This is a genomic window from Micromonospora sp. RTP1Z1 (genome assembly GCF_033804685.1).
In the GTDB taxonomy this organism is placed as follows: Bacteria; Actinomycetota; Actinomycetes; order Mycobacteriales; family Micromonosporaceae; genus Micromonospora.
Genome location: NZ_JAPFQV010000045.1, coordinates 21812 through 38224, shown reverse-complemented (window position 1 = coordinate 38224; position 16413 = coordinate 21812). Strand labels below are relative to the sequence as shown.

At 72.7% G+C, this 16413-nt stretch carries 15 protein-coding genes; 11 read left to right on the top strand and 4 right to left on the bottom strand.

The window, feature by feature from the left end:
- Positions 1-121: 121 nt before the first annotated feature.
- On the top strand, positions 122-823 hold the full coding sequence (locus SLP03_RS21480) for a lysophospholipid acyltransferase family protein (RefSeq protein ID WP_319462415.1): 702 nt from the start codon (positions 122-124) through the stop codon (positions 821-823).
- Between the two features lie 34 nt (positions 824-857).
- Here SLP03_RS21480 and SLP03_RS21475 read toward each other — a convergent pair whose 3' ends face one another.
- Both SLP03_RS21475 and SLP03_RS21470 read right to left on the bottom strand, forming a co-directional pair.
- Positions 858-2327 (bottom strand): cryptochrome/photolyase family protein, encoded by a 1470-nt coding sequence (locus SLP03_RS21475; RefSeq protein WP_319462414.1) that lies wholly within the window; start codon positions 2325-2327, stop codon positions 858-860.
- An 84-nt stretch (positions 2328-2411) separates the two neighbouring features.
- A complete protein-coding gene (locus SLP03_RS21470) occupies positions 2412-3656 on the bottom strand; it encodes a hypothetical protein (protein WP_319462413.1) in 1245 nt (414 codons plus the stop codon).
- Positions 3657-3796: 140 nt separating this feature from the next.
- Between SLP03_RS21470 and SLP03_RS21465 the strand changes: the two genes are divergently transcribed.
- The 7 genes from SLP03_RS21465 to SLP03_RS21435 all read left to right on the top strand — a co-directional run bounded on the left by SLP03_RS21465 (position 3797) and on the right by SLP03_RS21435 (position 12919).
- Positions 3797-5788, top strand: a complete 1992-nt coding sequence (locus SLP03_RS21465) for a TIGR03960 family B12-binding radical SAM protein (RefSeq protein ID WP_319462412.1) — start codon at positions 3797-3799, stop codon at positions 5786-5788.
- Positions 5789-5991: 203 nt separating this feature from the next.
- Entirely contained in the window at positions 5992-6711 is a 720-nt protein-coding gene (locus SLP03_RS21460) for a TIGR03936 family radical SAM-associated protein (RefSeq protein WP_319462432.1), read from the top strand.
- A gap of 132 nt (positions 6712-6843) precedes the next feature.
- Complete coding sequence (locus SLP03_RS21455; protein WP_319462411.1) at positions 6844-9840, top strand: Rne/Rng family ribonuclease; 2997 nt, start codon at positions 6844-6846, stop codon at positions 9838-9840.
- Positions 9841-10251: 411 nt separating this feature from the next.
- Complete coding sequence (gene rplU / locus SLP03_RS21450) at positions 10252-10566, top strand: 50S ribosomal protein L21 (RefSeq protein ID WP_089012988.1); 315 nt, start codon at positions 10252-10254, stop codon at positions 10564-10566.
- 11 nt (positions 10567-10577) lie between these two features.
- Positions 10578-10832, top strand: a complete 255-nt coding sequence (gene rpmA, locus SLP03_RS21445) for a 50S ribosomal protein L27 (RefSeq protein WP_319462410.1) — start codon at positions 10578-10580, stop codon at positions 10830-10832.
- Between the two features lie 91 nt (positions 10833-10923).
- Positions 10924-12399 (top strand): GTPase ObgE, encoded by a 1476-nt coding sequence (obgE, locus tag SLP03_RS21440; RefSeq protein WP_319462409.1) that lies wholly within the window; start codon positions 10924-10926, stop codon positions 12397-12399.
- 70 nt (positions 12400-12469) lie between these two features.
- Positions 12470-12919 (top strand): GNAT family N-acetyltransferase, encoded by a 450-nt coding sequence (locus tag SLP03_RS21435; RefSeq protein ID WP_319462408.1) that lies wholly within the window; start codon positions 12470-12472, stop codon positions 12917-12919.
- Between the two features lie 44 nt (positions 12920-12963).
- On the opposite strand, the gene SLP03_RS21430 is transcribed toward SLP03_RS21435, so the two are convergent.
- Positions 12964-13623 (bottom strand): DUF6766 family protein, encoded by a 660-nt coding sequence (locus SLP03_RS21430; RefSeq protein ID WP_319462407.1) that lies wholly within the window; start codon positions 13621-13623, stop codon positions 12964-12966.
- Positions 13624-13749: 126 nt separating this feature from the next.
- Positions 13750-14232: a DUF4383 domain-containing protein gene (locus SLP03_RS21425; RefSeq protein WP_319462406.1), complete on the bottom strand. Its 483-nt coding sequence runs from the start codon at positions 14230-14232 to the stop codon at positions 13750-13752.
- A 198-nt stretch (positions 14233-14430) separates the two neighbouring features.
- On the opposite strand from SLP03_RS21425, the gene SLP03_RS21420 reads away from it, so the two are divergent.
- From SLP03_RS21420 to SLP03_RS21410, 3 genes are read left to right on the top strand one after another with little or no spacing between them, the layout of a single operon-like run.
- Positions 14431-15162 carry a hypothetical protein gene (locus SLP03_RS21420; RefSeq protein ID WP_319462405.1) on the top strand — a complete coding sequence of 244 codons (732 nt, stop codon included), beginning with the start codon at positions 14431-14433 and terminating at the stop codon, positions 15160-15162.
- Positions 15163-15193: 31 nt separating this feature from the next.
- Entirely contained in the window at positions 15194-15661 is a 468-nt protein-coding gene (locus tag SLP03_RS21415; protein WP_319462404.1) for a phage holin family protein, read from the top strand.
- On the top strand, positions 15658-16308 hold the full coding sequence (locus tag SLP03_RS21410; RefSeq protein WP_319462403.1) for a DUF3618 domain-containing protein: 651 nt from the start codon (positions 15658-15660) through the stop codon (positions 16306-16308). The genes SLP03_RS21415 and SLP03_RS21410 overlap by 4 nt, the downstream gene beginning before the upstream one ends.
- Positions 16309-16413 lie beyond the last annotated feature (105 nt).

Sequence of the window (16413 nt, the reverse complement as noted above, 5' to 3'; positions counted from 1 at the left end):
GTGGTCCGGCCGCGTGCGCGCCGCCGGACCACCACCCGGGCGGCCGGCCACCCGATCGGGCCGGCGCGACCCCGTCCGCTACCGTGACACCGCCTGTTCACGTACGACCGCCGGAGGACCAGTGCCCCTGCTCTACACCATCGGCAAGCTCACCGTGGCGCCCGCGCTCCGGTTGGCCTTCCGTCCGCACGTGGAGGGGTTGGAGCACATTCCGGCGACCGGCGGTGCGATCTTCGCGGGCAACCACCTCTCCGTCGCCGACGAGCTGCTGCTCGGCACCGTCGTCCCCCGGCACCTGGCTTTCTGGGCCAAGTCGGAGTACTTCAACGGCACCGGAGTGAAGGGCGCCTTCTCCAAGTTCGTGCTCACCGGGCTGGGCGCCATCCCGGTGGAGCGGGCCGGCGGTCGGGCGGCCCTGTCGGCGTTCGACGCCGCCATCCCGGTGCTCAAGGCCGGTGACCTGGTCGCCGTCTATCCGGAGGGGACCCGCTCGCCGGACGGAAAGCTCTACCGGGGGCGGACCGGCGCGGCCCGGCTGGCGGTGGCGGCCGGCGTGCCGCTCATCCCGGTCGGTGTGACCGGCACCGACAAGGCGCAGCCGATCGGGACCCGGGTGCCCCGGCCCGGTCGGGCCGAGATCAGGATCCGGTTCGGCAAGCCGCTGGACTTCACCGGCCGGTCGGACGACCGCACGTCGCTGCGGCAGATGACCGACGAGCTGATGGCCGAGATCCAGAAGCTCACCGGCCAGGAGTACGTCCCGCGCTACGCCCCGCCCCGCGCCCACCCGCCGGTCAGCGGCGAGCCGCCGACCGGGGCCTGAGCCGGGTCGGCGCCGCGCCGCCTCTCGTGCGCCGTCACGGGGGGTCGGAGCCGCGTCGCTGCTCCTGATCGACCACCGCGTCGAGGTCGGCGAGGCGCTCCATCTGCTTGATGGCGCGGGCCATCCGGGCGTTGCCCGGGATGCGGTCCCGGTTGCGGGCCAGGAAGGCCCAGTAGCCGGCGGTGAACGGGCAGGCGTCCGCGCCGAGCCGCTTGCGCGGGTCGTACCGGCAGCCGCCGCAGTAGTCGCTCATCCGGTTGATGTACGCGCCGCCGCCGACGTACGGCTTGGTGGTCATCCGGCCGAGGTCGGCGTACTGGCTCATGCCGACCACGTTGCCGGTCATCACCCACTCGTAGCCGTCCACGAAGCGGGTGTGGAACCACTCGACTAGCTCGGTCGGGCGCCAGCCACGCTGGAGCGCGTAGTTGCCCAGGACCATCAGCCGGGGGATGTGGTGCACCCAGGCCCGGTCGCGGACCCCGGCGAGCACGTCGGAGAGGCAGTGCGCGTCGACCGCGTCCGCGTCCAGGTCGTTCCACCAGGCCGGCAGCGACCGCCGCGCGCCCAGCTCGTTGCTGTTCCGCCAGCCGGGCCCGAAGTACCAGTAGGTGTGCCAGATGTAGTCCCGCCAGCCGAGGATCTGCCGGACGAAGCCCTCCACGCTCGGCAGCGGCGCACCTTCCTTCCGGTACGCCTGCTCCGCGCCGCGCACCGCCTCCACCGGGTCGAGCAGGCCCAGGTTGAACGAGGCCGAGAGCATGCTGTGCGCCAGCCACGGATCGGTGGCGAGCATCGCGTCCTCGTACGGGCCGAACGCGGCGAGCCGGTGCCGGAGGAAATGCCGCAGCCGGGCCTTGGCCTCCTTCGCGGTGGCCGGGAACCGGCGCGGGCCGTCCCGGCCGACGAACCGGATCCCCTCCCGCTCCCAGCGGTCCAGGTCGGCCCGGACCTCGGCGTCGATGTCGTCCTCCTTCGGCATCGGCGGCGCCGGAACGTCGAGCTTCCCGTCCTTCGGTGGTGGCTCGCGGTTCTCGGTGTCCAGGCTCCACCGGCCGCCGACCGGGTCGCCGCCGTCCAGCAGCACCCCGTGGTGCTCCCGGGCGAACCGGTAGAACGCCTCCATCCGCAGCGCGCCCCGGCGCTGATCCGCCCATTCGGCGAAGTCCTCCAGGCTGGTCACGTGACCTCGCGCCGGCAGCACGGTGACCCGGTCCAGGCCGCGGACGAACTCCAGCGCCCGCCGGGACGTGGGGTGGCAGACCTCCAGCGGCTCGCGGACCTTCTTCAGCGCCTGCCCGTACGTCTCGGTGCGCAGGAAGATCGCCTGGTCGCCGAGTTCGGCGGCGCGGTGCCGCAGCGCGGAGAGGATCAGGTGGGCCTTCTGCCGGTGGTAGCCGCGCCGCCGGAAGACCGCCTTCGACTCGATCAGCAGGACCGGTTGCCGCCGGTCGTCGAGGAAGTGCGGCCCCAGCTGGTCGGCGAAGAGCCAACGCCGCGACATGTCCCGATTGTGCCCCGATTGTCCGGTGTGTGTGGAGACAGCCGGACAACCTTTACGTGTTCGATACCTTGCGTAGTGTGACGGTCAGGACTGGCCCGGCGTCACGATCTGCTGGCGCAGGCGGTCGAGCAGGTGCCCGCTGTCCGCCACCGACAGCCGGGTGAAGACGCCGGTGGCGAGGCTGCCGTGGTCGACCGAGGTGCAGACCACCACCGCGTCGCCGTCGGTGCGGCCGACCGCGCAGCGCTCGTACCGGCCCCGGACGCCGGTCTCCACCGGCACCGCGGGGTCGAGGTGGTAGCTCTCCTGGAGGCGGGCGATCTCCGCCTTCGCGTCGGACTCCGGGCTGAGCCGGAAGCCGGTGCCGCCGAAGATCGTCACCCGCTTGCCGTCGGACGTGTCGTACACGCCGGCGAAGGTGTCCTCGGCGAGCAGGTGGGCCTGGCGTACCTCGGTCTTCAACTGCTCGGCGGTGGCCTGGCTGCGTTCATCCTCGCGCAGCCGCAGGCCGGCGGCCTGGTCCGGCAGCGCCGCGCTGGCCGGGTACTGGGCGGAGAGCGGCTGGACCCACCAGAGCGGGACGCCGCAGCAGCAGACGAGGGTGAGCAGCAGCAGCCACGGCCAGCGTCGCCGGCGGCGGACCGGGACCGGGACGTACCCCTTCGGCGCCCGCCAGTCCGGTGGCGGAGCGACCGGCGGCGGGGTCTTCCGGCGGCGCTGCTTCGGCGGTCGGGCCGGCACGGGCGGCGGCGGTGACACCGGCACCGGCGGAGGCGACACCGGACGGGCGGCGACCGGCGCGACCGGCGGCCCGGACGGTGGGGCGGCCGGCGACGCCGGATAGGGGAGCGTGTGCGGCGACGTGGGGTAGGGCAGCGTCGCCGGCAGGGCCGGGAAGTCGGCGGAGTGCAACTCCCAGCCGCTGGTGTCGGCCCCCTCCCACGGGTCGACCGGTACCTGGTGCTCCGGGGCGGGCGCCGGGACCGGGGTGGGCTCGGCGGACTCGCCCCAGCCGCGCCTGCGCGGTAGCGGTGGCGGGACGGCGGCCGAGCCGCTCCAGCGTGGGACCGCGGGCTCCCGCCGGGTCTCCACCCGGGTCGGGTCGGGCCGGTCCGCCACCCGCGTCGGGTCGGCCGGGGCCTGGGCGGCCGCGTCGGTCCCGTCGGCGGTCGGGGCGTCGGTGGGCGGCGTGGGGGTGCCGTCCGGGCCCGTGGGCGGCCCGGCGGGCGGCGGTACGGGCTCGTCGGTGACCACCGGATCCCGGTCCCGGCCCGTGGCCGGGGTGCCCCCGTCGGCCGGCCGGTCTGCTTCCGGCTGCGGCTGCGGCATCGCGGCAATCTCCTCTCGCGCCGGTTGCGAGGTTAGTACCGGCGCGCCACCGACGACCAACCCGCCCGCCGGCCGGAGCGCCCGGGTCCGCGGGCGGTGCGGCGGTGCGCCCGGCGGACAGGCGCGTACCCTTGGCCATCATGAGCGTCCCGTCCACGACGCCGCGCCCCGCCGCGGCGAACTCCGTCTGGCCCCAGCTTGAGCCACTGCTGCCCCAGGTGACCAAGCCCATCCAGTACGTCGGTGGCGAGCTGGGTGCGGTGGTCAAGGACTGGGACTCGGCCACCGTCCGCTGGGCGCTGATGTATCCCGACGCATACGAGGTGGGCCTGCCCAACCAGGGCGTGCAGATCTTGTACGAGGTGCTCAACGAGCTGCCCGACGTGCTCGCCGAGCGGACCTACGCGGTCTGGCCGGACCTGGAGCAGCTGATGCGTACGCACCGGGTGCCGCAGTTCACCGTCGAGGCGCACCGCCCGGTCGGCGACTTCGACGTGTTCGGCATCTCGTTCTCCACCGAGCTGGGCTACACCAACCTGCTCACCGCGATCGACCTGGCCGGCATCCCGCTGCTCGCCGCCGACCGCACCGACGCCGACCCGGTGATCGTGGCCGGCGGGCACGCCGCGTTCAACCCGGAGCCGATCGCCGACTTCATCGACGCCGCCGTACTCGGCGACGGCGAGGAGGCGGTCCTGGAGATCACCACGATCGTCCGGGAGTGGAAGAACGAGGGCTCCCCGGGCGGCCGGGACGAGTTGCTGCTGCGGCTGGCCCGCACCGAGAGCGTCTACGTGCCGCGCTTCTACGACGTCGACTACCTGCCCGACGGCCGGATCCAGCGGGTCGTGCCGAACCGGGCTGACGTGCCGTTCCGGGTGCACAAGCGCACCACGATGGACCTGGACGCCTGGCCGTACCCGAAGAAGCCCCTGGTGCCGCTCGCCGAGACGGTCCACGAGCGGTACGCGGTGGAAATCTTCCGGGGCTGCACCCGGGGCTGCCGGTTCTGCCAGGCCGGCATGATCACCCGCCCGGTCCGGGAGCGCTCGATCACGACCGTCGCCCAGATGGTCCGTGAGGGCCTGGAGTTCTCCGGCTTCAACGAGGTCGGCCTGCTGTCGCTGTCGTCGGCCGACCACTCCGAGATCGGCGACATGTGCTCCGGCCTCGCCCAGCAGTACGAGGGCACCAACGTGTCGCTCTCGCTGCCGTCGACCCGGGTGGACGCGTTCAACATCGACCTGGCCCAGGAGCTGTCCCGCAACGGGCGGCGGACCGGCCTGACCTTCGCGCCGGAGGGCGGGTCGGAGCGGATCCGCAAGGTGATCAACAAGATGGTGTCGGAGGAGGACCTCATCCGCACCGTGGTCACCGCCTACACCAACGGCTGGCGGCAGGTGAAGCTCTACTTCATGTGCGGCCTGCCCACCGAGACCGACGAGGACGTGCTCCAGATCGCCCGGATGGCCCACGAGGTCATCAAGGCCGGTCGGGCGGCCACCGGCTCGAAGGACATCCGCTGCACGGTCTCCATCGGCGGTTTCGTGCCGAAGCCGCACACCCCGTTCCAGTGGGTGGCGATGGAGCGGCCGGAGGTCATCGACCGCCGGCTCAAGATGCTCAAGCAGGAGATCAACTCGGACCGTTCGCTGGGCCGGGCGATCGGCTACCGGTACCACGACGGCGAGCCGTCGCTGATCGAGGGCCTGCTCAGCCGCGGTGACCGCCGGGTCGGCGCGGTCATCCGCAAGGTCTGGGAGAACGGCGGCCGGTTCGACGGCTGGAGCGAGCACTTCTCCTACTCGCGCTGGGTGGAGGCGGCGGCCGAGGTGCTGCCGGCCTTCGGTGTGGACCTTGACTGGTACACCACCCGGACCCGCGACGAGCTGGAGGTCCTGCCCTGGGACCACCTCGACTCGGGTCTCGACAAGGACTGGCTCTGGCAGGACTGGCAGGACTCGTTCTCCGAGTACGAGCAGGACGACTGCCGGTGGACCCCGTGCTTCGACTGCGGCGTCTGCCCGTCCATGGACACCGAGATCCAGATCGGCCCGACCGGGAAGAAGCTCCTGCCGTTGACCCCGATCGGCGGTTCCGGCCTGAAGGTCCCGTCCGGCGCCCAGCAGTGACCGTTTTCCCGCAGTGACCGCGGCGGGCGGCGATCCGACCGCCTGCCGCCGCCGCCAGCGTTGATCATGAAGGTGTTGTCACCGGCACGGCGGGTCGTCAACACCGACCCCATGATCAACCGGTCCTGACCTCGAGGAGCACGACGATCAGTAAGAAACCACAGCCGGAGGGCGGCCAGGCACCGGTCGTCCAGCGTGTCCGGATCCGGTACGCCAAGCGTGGACCGCTGCGGTTCACCTCGCACCGGGACTTCGCCCGCGCCTTCGAGCGCGCGCTGCGCCGGGCCGGTGCACCGATCGCCTTCTCCCAGGGCTTCACCCCGCACCCGAAGATCTCGTACGCCAGCGCCGCGCCCACCGGAGTGGCCAGCGAGGCCGAGTACCTGGAGATCGGGCTCCGCGAGCCGGTCGACCCGGCCCGGTTGCGGGCCGCGCTGGACGCCGCGCTCTCGCCGGGACTCGACGTGCTCGACGCGGTGGTGGCCGGCGGCGGCAGCCTCGCCGACCGGATCGAGGCCTCGCGCTGGCGGATCGAGCTGCCCGAGGTCGACCCGGCCCTGGCGGAGCAGGCGGTGGCCGCCTTCACCGCCGCCGAGGAGATCCAGGTCGAACGGATGACCAAGCAGGGCCGGCGCACCTTCGACGCGCGCGGGGCGGTTATCAGCATCAATGTTGTTCCCGCGTCCGAGATGCCTTCCGGGGTGCCGGCCGTGCCGTGTGCGATACTCGAACTGGTCGTGCGGCAGGTCACCCCGTCCGTACGGCCCGATGACGTCCTTTCCGGCCTCCGCGTGGTGGCCGCCTTGGAGCCGCCGGTCTCCCCGAGGGTGATCCGACTGGCGCAGGGCATGTTGACCACGCAGGGCGAGATCGTGGATCCGTTGGATGCGGATCGCGACGGGGCAGCCATCGGTGAGCACTGACCGACGGTCAGTGTTCTAGGCAGGCAGACTTCGGCGGTCGTGCACCTCGTGCGCCCGGCGGAAACACCTTTGCGGCAACCCTGCGTGGCAGCGCTCAACCGCGCCCGGGGCAGCCAGAACTGGAGAACGTCCATGCTCGAGAACGAGCCCGAGGGCGGCGAACGGACCGGCTCACAGCCGGCCGGCGACACCGCCGACAACAACACCGCCAGCACTCCCGAGGCTGCGCCTACCCCGCGCAAGCGGGCCAGCCGCCGCCGGGTCGCCCCGCTCAACCAACCGGAACAGACCGACGCGCCGGTCGAGGCGTCCACCGGGGCCGGCCCGACCACCGACGAGTCGCCGCAGGCGGAGGTGTTCGCTCCGGTCGCGGCTGAGGTGGAGGCCGCCCCGAAGACGCCCCGGCGTCGCCGGAAGGCGACCACCGCCAAGGCGGTCGAGGAGCCCGTGGAGGCCACCTCCGCGGAGGAGGCCTCCACGGAGGTCGTGCCGCCGGTCAAGGTGACCCGCACCCGGCGCCGGAAGGCGGTCCCGCCCACGGCCGAGGCCCCGGAGGCCGAGGCCCCGGAGGCCGAGGCCCCGGCCGCCGAGCCGCACGCCGTCGCGGAGCCGCAGGCGGACACCGGACCCAGCCTGGCCGAGGAGGCACCGGCCGAGGAGGCCGACGAGGAAGCCACCCGCACGCCGGCCGCCTCGGGTACCGCCGAGATCCCCCCGGCCGCCGAGGGCGCCACCGCGCCGCGGGTCGACGTCGCGCCCGGCGCGGCCGTTCCCGGCGAGCAGCCGGCCGAGCAGCCGGAGCCGCGTACCCGCCGGCGGCGGGCCGCCCTCTCCGCGCCGACGGTGCTCTTCATGGCGCCGCAGCCGGACGAGGCGCCGATCGCCCGGGTCACCGCGCCCGCGCCGGCGGCCGAGGAGCCGGTCGAGGAGCCGGTCGAGACCGGTCGTCGTCGTCGGCGCGGCCGCCGCGAGGTGGAGCCGGCCGAGGTCGAGGTCGAGGTCGAGGAGGAGCCCACCGCGGAAGCCGAGGAGATCGGCGAGGCGGAGGACGAGGACGAGGACGAGGAGTCGGCCGCGGCCCGTCGCCGTCGCCGTCGCGGCCGCCGGGGTCGCGGCCGGGGCAAGGGCGGCGCGGAGGACGAGGAGGCCGAGGAGGCCGAGGAGGCCGCGCAGGCCGAGGGCGGCGAGCCCGAGTTCGAGGAGGCCGAGGACGAGGAGGCCGAGGGCGACGGGCTGACCCGCCGCCGGCGCCGCCGCCGTCGTCGGGGCGCCGGTGACGTCGAGGGTGGCGCCGACGACGGCGTACCCACCGTGGTCAAGATCCGGGAGCCGCGCCGGGCCGTCGACGAGGTGCAGGGCGTCTCCGGCTCGACCCGGCTGGAGGCCAAGCGGCAGCGCCGCCGGGACGGCCGGGAGCAGCGGCGTACCCGGCCGCCGATCCTGAGCGAGTCGGAGTTCCTGGCCCGCCGGGAGGCGGTCGACCGGGTGATGGCGGTCCGCCAGCGCGGCGACCGGACCCAGATCGCGGTCCTCGAGGACGGCGTGCTGGTCGAGCACTACGTCACCCGCAACTCCTCCGGCACCATGGCCGGCAACGTCTATCTCGGCAAGGTGCAGAACGTCCTGCCCAGCATGGAGGCGGCCTTCGTCGACGTCGGGCGCGGCCGTAATGCCGTGCTCTACGCCGGCGAGGTCAACTGGGACACCAGCGGCCTGGAGGGGCGGGCCCGCTCGATCGAGCAGGCGCTCCGCTCCGGCGACTCGGTGCTGGTGCAGGTCACCAAGGACCCGATCGGGCACAAGGGCGCCCGGCTGACCAGCCACATCGCGCTCTCCGGCCGGCACCTGGTGTACGTGCCCAACGGCAACGCCTCCGGCATCAGCCGGAAGCTGTCGGACACCGAGCGCAAGCGGCTGCGGGACGTCCTCAAGAAGCTGGTGCCGGACGGCGCGGGCGTGATCGTGCGTACCGCCGCCGAGGGGGCGAGCGAGGACGAGCTGGCCCGGGACGTCAAGCGGCTCCAGGCGCAGTGGGAGGACATCCAGGCCAAGGCGGCCGAGGGTGGCGCCCCCGTGCTGCTCTACGAGGAGCCGGACCTGGTCATCCGGGTCGTACGGGACCTGTTCAACGAGGACTTCCGCGAGCTGGTGATCGAGGGCGAGCAGTCGTACGGCATGGTCGAGTCGTACCTGTCGCACGTCTCACCGGACCTGGTCGCCCGGCTGCGCCGCCACGCCGGCACCACCGACGTCTTCTCCGAGTACCGGATCGACGAGCAGATCCTCAAGGGGCTCGACCGCAAGGTCTTCCTCCCCTCCGGCGGGTCGCTGGTGATCGACCGGACCGAGGCGATGACCGTGGTCGACGTCAACACCGGCAAGTACACCGGCTCCGGCGGCAACCTGGAGGAGACGGTCACCCGGAACAACCTGGAGGCGGCCGAGGAGATCGTCCGCCAGCTGCGGCTGCGCGACATCGGCGGCATCGTGGTGATCGACTTCATCGACATGGTGCTGGAGTCGAACCGGGAGCTGGTGCTGCGTCGGCTGACCGAGTGCCTGGGCCGGGACCGCACCAAGCACCAGGTCACCGAGATCACCTCGCTCGGCCTGGTGCAGATGACTCGCAAGCGGATCGGCGCGGGCCTGTTGGAGGCGTTCAGCGAGCCCTGCGAGTGCTGCAAGGGCCGTGGCCTGATCATCCACACCGAGCCGGTGCCGGAGAAGCCGCGGCCCGCCGGCGGCGCGGGGGAGAAGGTCAAGGCGGTCGCCTCGGCCGTCACCACCCCCGCCGCCGAGCAGGGCGTAAGCGCCTCGTCCCGGCGACGGGCCCGCAAGTCCGCCGCGCCTGAGAAGACCGTGGCCGAGGTGACCGAGTCCGCCGACACCGAGGCGCCGACGGAGCCGGAATACCACGACACGATGGGCTACGACCTCTCCCGGTACGAGGCCGAGACGGCGGCCGCCCCGGCGGTCGCCGACAGCCAGGAGGGCGAGTCGGCCCGACTGGCCGCGGCGGACGACCCGGACGCGCTGGGCGACGGCGCCACCGACGAGGAGGGCGCCGAGGGCGGCACCGGCCGGCGACGGTCCCGTCGCAGTGGGGCCCGTCGGCGTACCCGGCCGTGAGCCGCTGACCTGCGATACGTGTGACAGGGCCCCTTCCCCGGCAACAGTGGCCGGCGGGAGGGGCCCTGCCGTCTCCACGACCCCCGGCCGGGGCCAGTTCGACTGCGGTCCAGGCGTACGTCCAGAAGCTGGCCGAGATGCTGATCACCGGCCGCACCGACCGGGCGACGGCCGACGCCGCCCGCCGCGACGCCGAGGCGGCCCTGGTGGGCTGGCGGACCGACCTGCGGCGGCGGTCGGGGCGGGCGACCGACCCGGTTTGGGCGGCGGGCCGGGTATGGCGTAGGCTTGCCTGCGGCGCACTTTGGTGTGCCGTGTTCCCGCGTGCCCGCGCCGCCGGTGTCACTGCTACCCGGCGAGTCGCCGTGGGAACGACCGCCAGCAGCCTCAACGACAGGGAGTCCGCCTCCGATGTACGCGATCGTCAAGACCGGCGGCAAGCAGTACAAGGTCGCCGAGGGCGACGTGATCGAGGTCGAGAAGCTCACCGGTGCCCCCGGTGACGCGGTGAAGCTCACCGCGGTGCTCCTCGTCGACGGTGACGACCTGGTGACCGAAGCGGCGAAGCTTGCCAAGGTCGCGGTGTCCGGCGAGATCGCCGCGCACACCAAGGGCCCGAAGATCAAGATCCACAAGTTCAAGAACAAGACTGGCTACCACAAGCGCCAGGGTCACCGCCAGCCGCTGACCCAGGTCAAGGTGACCGGCATCTCCAGCGGGAAGTAGGTCGTCCTCCAATGGCTCACAAAAAGGGTGCGTCCAGCTCGCGTAACGGCCGTGATTCCGCGGCCCAGCGGCTCGGCGTGAAGCGCTTCGGTGGTCAGGTCGTCAGCGCGGGTGAGATCCTCATCCGTCAGCGTGGCACCAAGTTCCACCCCGGTGACCTGGTCGGCCGTGGCAGCGACGACACGCTGTTCGCGCTGTCCGCCGGGTCGGTCCTGTTCGGCACCAGGCGTGGTCGCAAGACCGTCAGCATCGTGCCGCAGCAGTAGTTCGAAAGGCGTTGCGGGCCGTGGACCTCGTGTCCCGGCCCGCTTCGTCTTTTCTCACGCGGGGGTGGACCCCGCTGGAAGGATTGGCGTCGTGACGACGTTCGTTGACCGGGTCGTCCTGCACATGCAGGCCGGCGACGGCGGGCACGGCTGTGCCTCCATCCACCGGGAGAAGTTCAAGCCCTTCGGCGGCCCCGACGGCGGCGACGGCGGGCACGGCGGCAGCGTCTCGCTGGTCGTCGACCCGCAGGTGACCACGCTGCTCGACTTTCACTTCCGCCCGCACCTCAAGGCCGACAACGGCAAGGGCGGCGCGGGCTCGAACCGGGACGGGGCCAACGGCCACGACCTGATCATCAAGGTGCCGAACGGCACCGTGGTGCAGAACCTCGACGGTGAGGTGCTGGCCGACCTGGTCGGCGCGGGCACCACCTTCGAGGCCGCCCGGGGCGGGCGCGGCGGGCGGGGCAACGCCTCTCTGGCCAACGCCCGGCGCAAGGCCCCCGGGTTCGCCGAGCTCGGTGAGCCCGGCGACCTGCTCGACGTGGTGTTGGAGCTGAAGAGCGTCGCCGACGTCGGCCTGGTCGGCTTCCCGTCGGCCGGCAAGTCCTCGCTGATCTCGGTGATCTCCGCCGCCAAGCCGAAGATCGCCGACTACCCGTTCACCACCCTGGTTCCGAACTTGGGCGTGGTCCGGGTGGACAACCACACCTTCACGGTCGCCGACGTCCCGGGCCTGATCCCGGGCGCGGCCACCGGCAAGGGGCTGGGGCTGGAGTTCCTCCGCCACGTCGAGCGCTGCGCCGTGCTGGTGCACGTGGTCGACACCGCGACGCTGGAGCCCGGCCGGGACCCGCTCGCCGACATCGACACCATCGAGGCCGAGCTCTCCGAGTACGGCGGCCTGGCCGACCGGCCCCGCCTCGTCGCGCTCAACAAGATCGACGTGCCGGACGGGCGGGACCTCGCCGACATCGTCCGGCCGGACCTGGAGGCGCGCGGCTTCCGGGTGTTCGACGTCTCCGCGGCCACGCGGGAGGGGCTCAAGGAGCTCATGTACGCGATGGCCGAGCTGGTCGAGCAGGCTCGCAGCGCGGCGCCGCCGGCCGAGCCGACCCGGATCGTGATCCGCCCGAAGGCGGTCGACGACGCCGGCTTCACCATCGAGGTGGAGTCCGACGGCTCCTTCACCGTCCGGGGCAACCGACCGGAGCGCTGGGTACGCCAGACGAACTTCGACAACGACGAGGCGATCGGCTTCCTGGCCGACCGGCTGGCCCGGCTCGGCGTGGAGGAGAAGCTGGCCAAGGCCGGCGCCAACCCCGGCGACCTGGTGCGGATCGGCGACCGGGAGTTCGACTGGCAACCCACCCTCTACGCCGGCGTCGACTTCGTCCCGGGCAACCGGGGCACCGACGTCCGGTTGGAGGAGAAGTCGAACCGCGCCTCGGCGACGGAGCGGCTGGCCGCCCGCAAGGCCCGCCGGCTGCGTCCGGAGGACGAGCTGGAGGCCGGCGGCCTGGACGCGGATCTCTCCGACGACCTGGACGACGACGACGAGGAATAGCTCGGCCACGTCCGTCTTCGGGTCGTTCGCGGGAAACCTCCGCGAAATCCGTCCGGCTTACCGTGACGGAATGCTGATCGAGTCGCGGCCCGCCACCGATCCCGAGATCGCCGCCCTGGTCACCGCCCAGCAGCGCGAGCTGCGGGCGGCCGACGGCGGGCTGGACGGGCAGGCGACGCTGACCCACGACGACATCCACTACCTGGCGGCCGTGGTCGGCGGGCGGGCCGTCGGCTGCGGTGGCCTCCAGGCCCTGGACGGCGACACCGGTGAGCTGAAGCGGATGTACGTCCGGCCGGCGTACCGGGGGCGCGGCATCGCCCGGCAGCTGCTGGCCGCGCTCGAGGAGCTGGCCTTCCAGCGCGGACACGCCGTGGTCTGCCTGGAGACCGGCACGTACCTGCCGGCCGCGATCGGGCTCTACACCGCCGGCGGGTACGAGCCCATCCCCGTCTACGGCGAGTACCTCGGCAACCCGTACAGCGTCTGTTTCGCCAAGCGGCTGCTCGTCGCCGCCTGACGGCGGCCGACCCGGGCGCCGGGCCGCCGCCGGGCCGCCGCCGGTCAGGCGCCGGTCTGGGCGTGGGCCGCGGTGACCGGCTTCGACTCGGGGCTGGCGTGCTGCCGCAGCACGATGCTGAGCAGGATCAGCACGCCGACGGCGAGGAACTCGCTCTGCCAGTTCTGCATCGACTGGAACCAGAAGTCGCTGGTGTGGAGGAACTGCCAGGCGCTGATCGGGGCGGCCCGGCTCTGCAGCGCCTGCATCTGGTTGTACTCGACCACGCCGCCGAGCAGGTGGCCGAGGAACGAGCCGGCGAAGATCAGCAGCAGTGCCAGCGAGAGGCTGTTGCGGTAGACGAGCAACGGGAACCCGCCCACCCGGACCGGCCACGGGGAGTCCGGTCCGGCCCGGCGGGGGTCGTCGTCGGGCCGGTCGGTCTGGCCCTCCGGCTTCGACTCGGCCGAGCCCTTCTGCACCAGGTACGCGGTGAGCAGCACGTAGCCGCCCATCTGGAGGAACTCCGACTCCCAGTTCTCGAAGACCGCCTCGACGAAGTGCCCGGTGCCCAGGTACGCCCACCAGCTCAGCGGGGCCGCGCCGTACTGGGTCAACTCCTCGTTGTGGACCTGCCAGCCGGTCACGCTCTGCAACAGCAGGAAGATCAGGAACACGCCGAGCATGGCGACCGTCAGCGCGTTCTCCCGCAACCATCGTGGCATCGCCGGGCCTCCTCGTCCGTCGGGGTCAATCCCCGTCGTGACCCTCCGTTGCCCCGGGCAATGATCCGGCAAACGCCGCGCCCAGCGTGTCGGGCCGTGGACCATCCGACCGGGTGAAGGCGCAGATCAAGGCCGGTCGATCGAGGTGTCCAGCCGGCCGCCGGTGCCGACGTCGTTGGAGAGCAGCAGCCCCACGACGAGCATCCCGAAGCCGAGGAACAGGTGCAGCCAGTTGTCCGCGTCGTTGACCGGTATGAAGTTGGCCGCGGTCTCCCGGTCGATCGCGAAGCCGTACAGCCAGAGGCCCAGGTAGACGGCGCCGCCGCCAGCGAGGAAGAGCCGGGCCCCGGCGACGCGACGGGCGAGCACCAGCCCGGCCAGGCCGAAGAGCAGGTGCAGCAGGTTGTGCAGGATCGACACCTGGAACAGGCCGAGCAGCTTCGCCTCCGTGTGGTGCCCGGCGAAGGTCAGGTCACCGTAGTGCGTGGTGACCCCGGGGATGAACCCGAGCACGCCGATCAGGACGAAGACGGCGGCCACCGCGGCGGCGACCGCCTGGATCCGGGGCTTCGGACCGGCCGGGGCGCGTCCGCGCACGTCACGTGCCATCGCTGTCACCTCCGTGGAGCAGCCGCCGCCCGGGGCCGGACGACCCTCCATTGTGTGATCGTGGCGGGGCGCTTCCGCAGAGAAATGGCGAATCAGGCATGGACCAGGCAACCGAGGGTAGGTCAAAGGTCACGCCGACAGTGCGTCGCGTGATCCCCCCAGCACAACCGCTACGACCATCCGAGCGGAAGGGTAGTCATGACTTACGATCTCTCACCCACTTCCTCCACCTACGGGCAGGAGCCGACCAACGGCGGCGGCGTCCGCGACCAGGCCCGCCAGGTCGGCTCAGAGGCCGCGAACGCGGGCGGCGCGGTCGCCCAGACCGCCAAGGACCAGGGCCGGGAGGTGGTGGGCGAGGCCAAGCGTCAGGCCCGCAACCTCTATGGCGAGGCCCGTGACCAGGTCGCCAGCCAGACCAGCCAGCAGCAGCAGCGCGCCGCCGGCGGGCTCCGCTCGCTGGCCGAGGAGATGCGCTCGATGGCGCAGCACAACGGCCAGTCCGGCCCGGTGACCGAGCTGGCCCACCAGGCCGCCGACCGGGTGCACGGCGTGGCCGGTTGGCTGGAGCAGCGCGAGCCGGGCGACATCCTCAACGAGGTGAAGAGCTACGCCCGCCGCAACCCCGGCACCTTCCTGGTCGGCGCCGCCGTACTCGGCGTGCTCGCCGGCCGGCTGACCAAGAACATCGCCACCGGCGGCGACGACCACGGCGCCGCGCAGCGGGCGTACGACCCGGACCGGACCGCGGTCATCCCGACCCCGCCGGCCCCGCGCGCCGTGCCGGACCAGGTCCCGCCGGGCGGTTACACCGACCCGACCCGCGGTGGCTACGCCGAGCCGCAGACCGGCACCGGCCGGCCGCTGCCGCCGGTGAGCCAGACCGACCCGCTGCCGGGCGTGCCGTCGAGCGGCGTCACCCGCCCGTGAGCGGCCGATCCGTCAGAAGGGAGGCGACGGCATGAGCATGCCGACGCAGGGGTCCGGACTGGACTCCGGTTACCACGTGGAGGCGGGTGCCCCGCACACCGCGGACGAGGTCCGGGGCAGCTCCCTCGGTGAGCTGATGCGCTCCGTCACCACCGACCTCTCCATGCTGATGCGGCAGGAGGTCGAGCTGGCCAAGGCGGAGATCCGCCAGGAGGGCAAGAAGGCGGGCAAGGCCGCCGGGCTCTTCGGCGGCGCCGGCTTCGGCGGCTACATGGTGGCGCTCTTCCTCTCGATCGCGCTCTGGGCCGGGCTGTCCAACGTGATGGACGCCGGCTGGGCCGGGCTGATCGTGGCCGTCATCTGGGCCGCCATCGCCGCGGTCCTCTACTCCATGGCCAAGAAGAACGCCAAGCGGATTCGCGGCCTCAAGCAGACCAACGACAGCGTGCAGCGCATCCCCGACGCGCTCAAGCCGCACCCGGAGGGAGTCACCCGATGAGCACCGACCCCGACCAGATCCGCCGGGAGATCGAGGCCACCCGCAACAGCCTCAGCTCGGACGTGGACGCGCTGGCGTACAAGGTCAGCCCGAGCCGCATCGTCGACGACCGCAAGCAGCGGGCGCGCAACGCGCTGCAGAATGTGAGGGACAAGGTCATGGGAACCGCCTCGGACTACGGCCACAGCACGGGCCACGCCGCCCACTCGGCGGCGGACCACGCCTCCTCGGCGGCGTCCACCGTCAGCGACAAGGCGCACGCCGCCGCCTCCACCGTCGGCGACGCCGCCCAGCGGGCCCCGCAGGTGCTGCGGGAGAAGTCCCAGGGCAACCCGATGGCCGCCGGCCTCATCGCGTTCGGCGTCGGCATGCTGGCCTCCTCGCTGATCCCGGCCACCCGCCGCGAGCAGCAGGTGGCCACGCAGGTCAAGGAGAAGGCCGGCGAGCACGCCGGTGCGGTGAAGGAGAAGCTGGGCGAGGTCGCCGGCGAGCTCAGGGACGAGCTGCGCGAGCCGGCGCGGCGCGCCACCGAGTCGATGAAGTCCACCGCCCAGGACGCCGTGCACGCGGTCAAGGACGACACGAAGTCGGCCGCGCATGACGTCAAGGACACCGCGCAGCAGTCCCGCGACCAGGTCCGGTACTGACCCTGCTCCTCGTACGCCGCAGCTCGCGGTCACTCCCGGCGCCCGCCGGAGAGTGGCCGCGAGCTGTCGCGTGCGGGGCGGACCTGTCGGCGGTCCCGGTGGAGC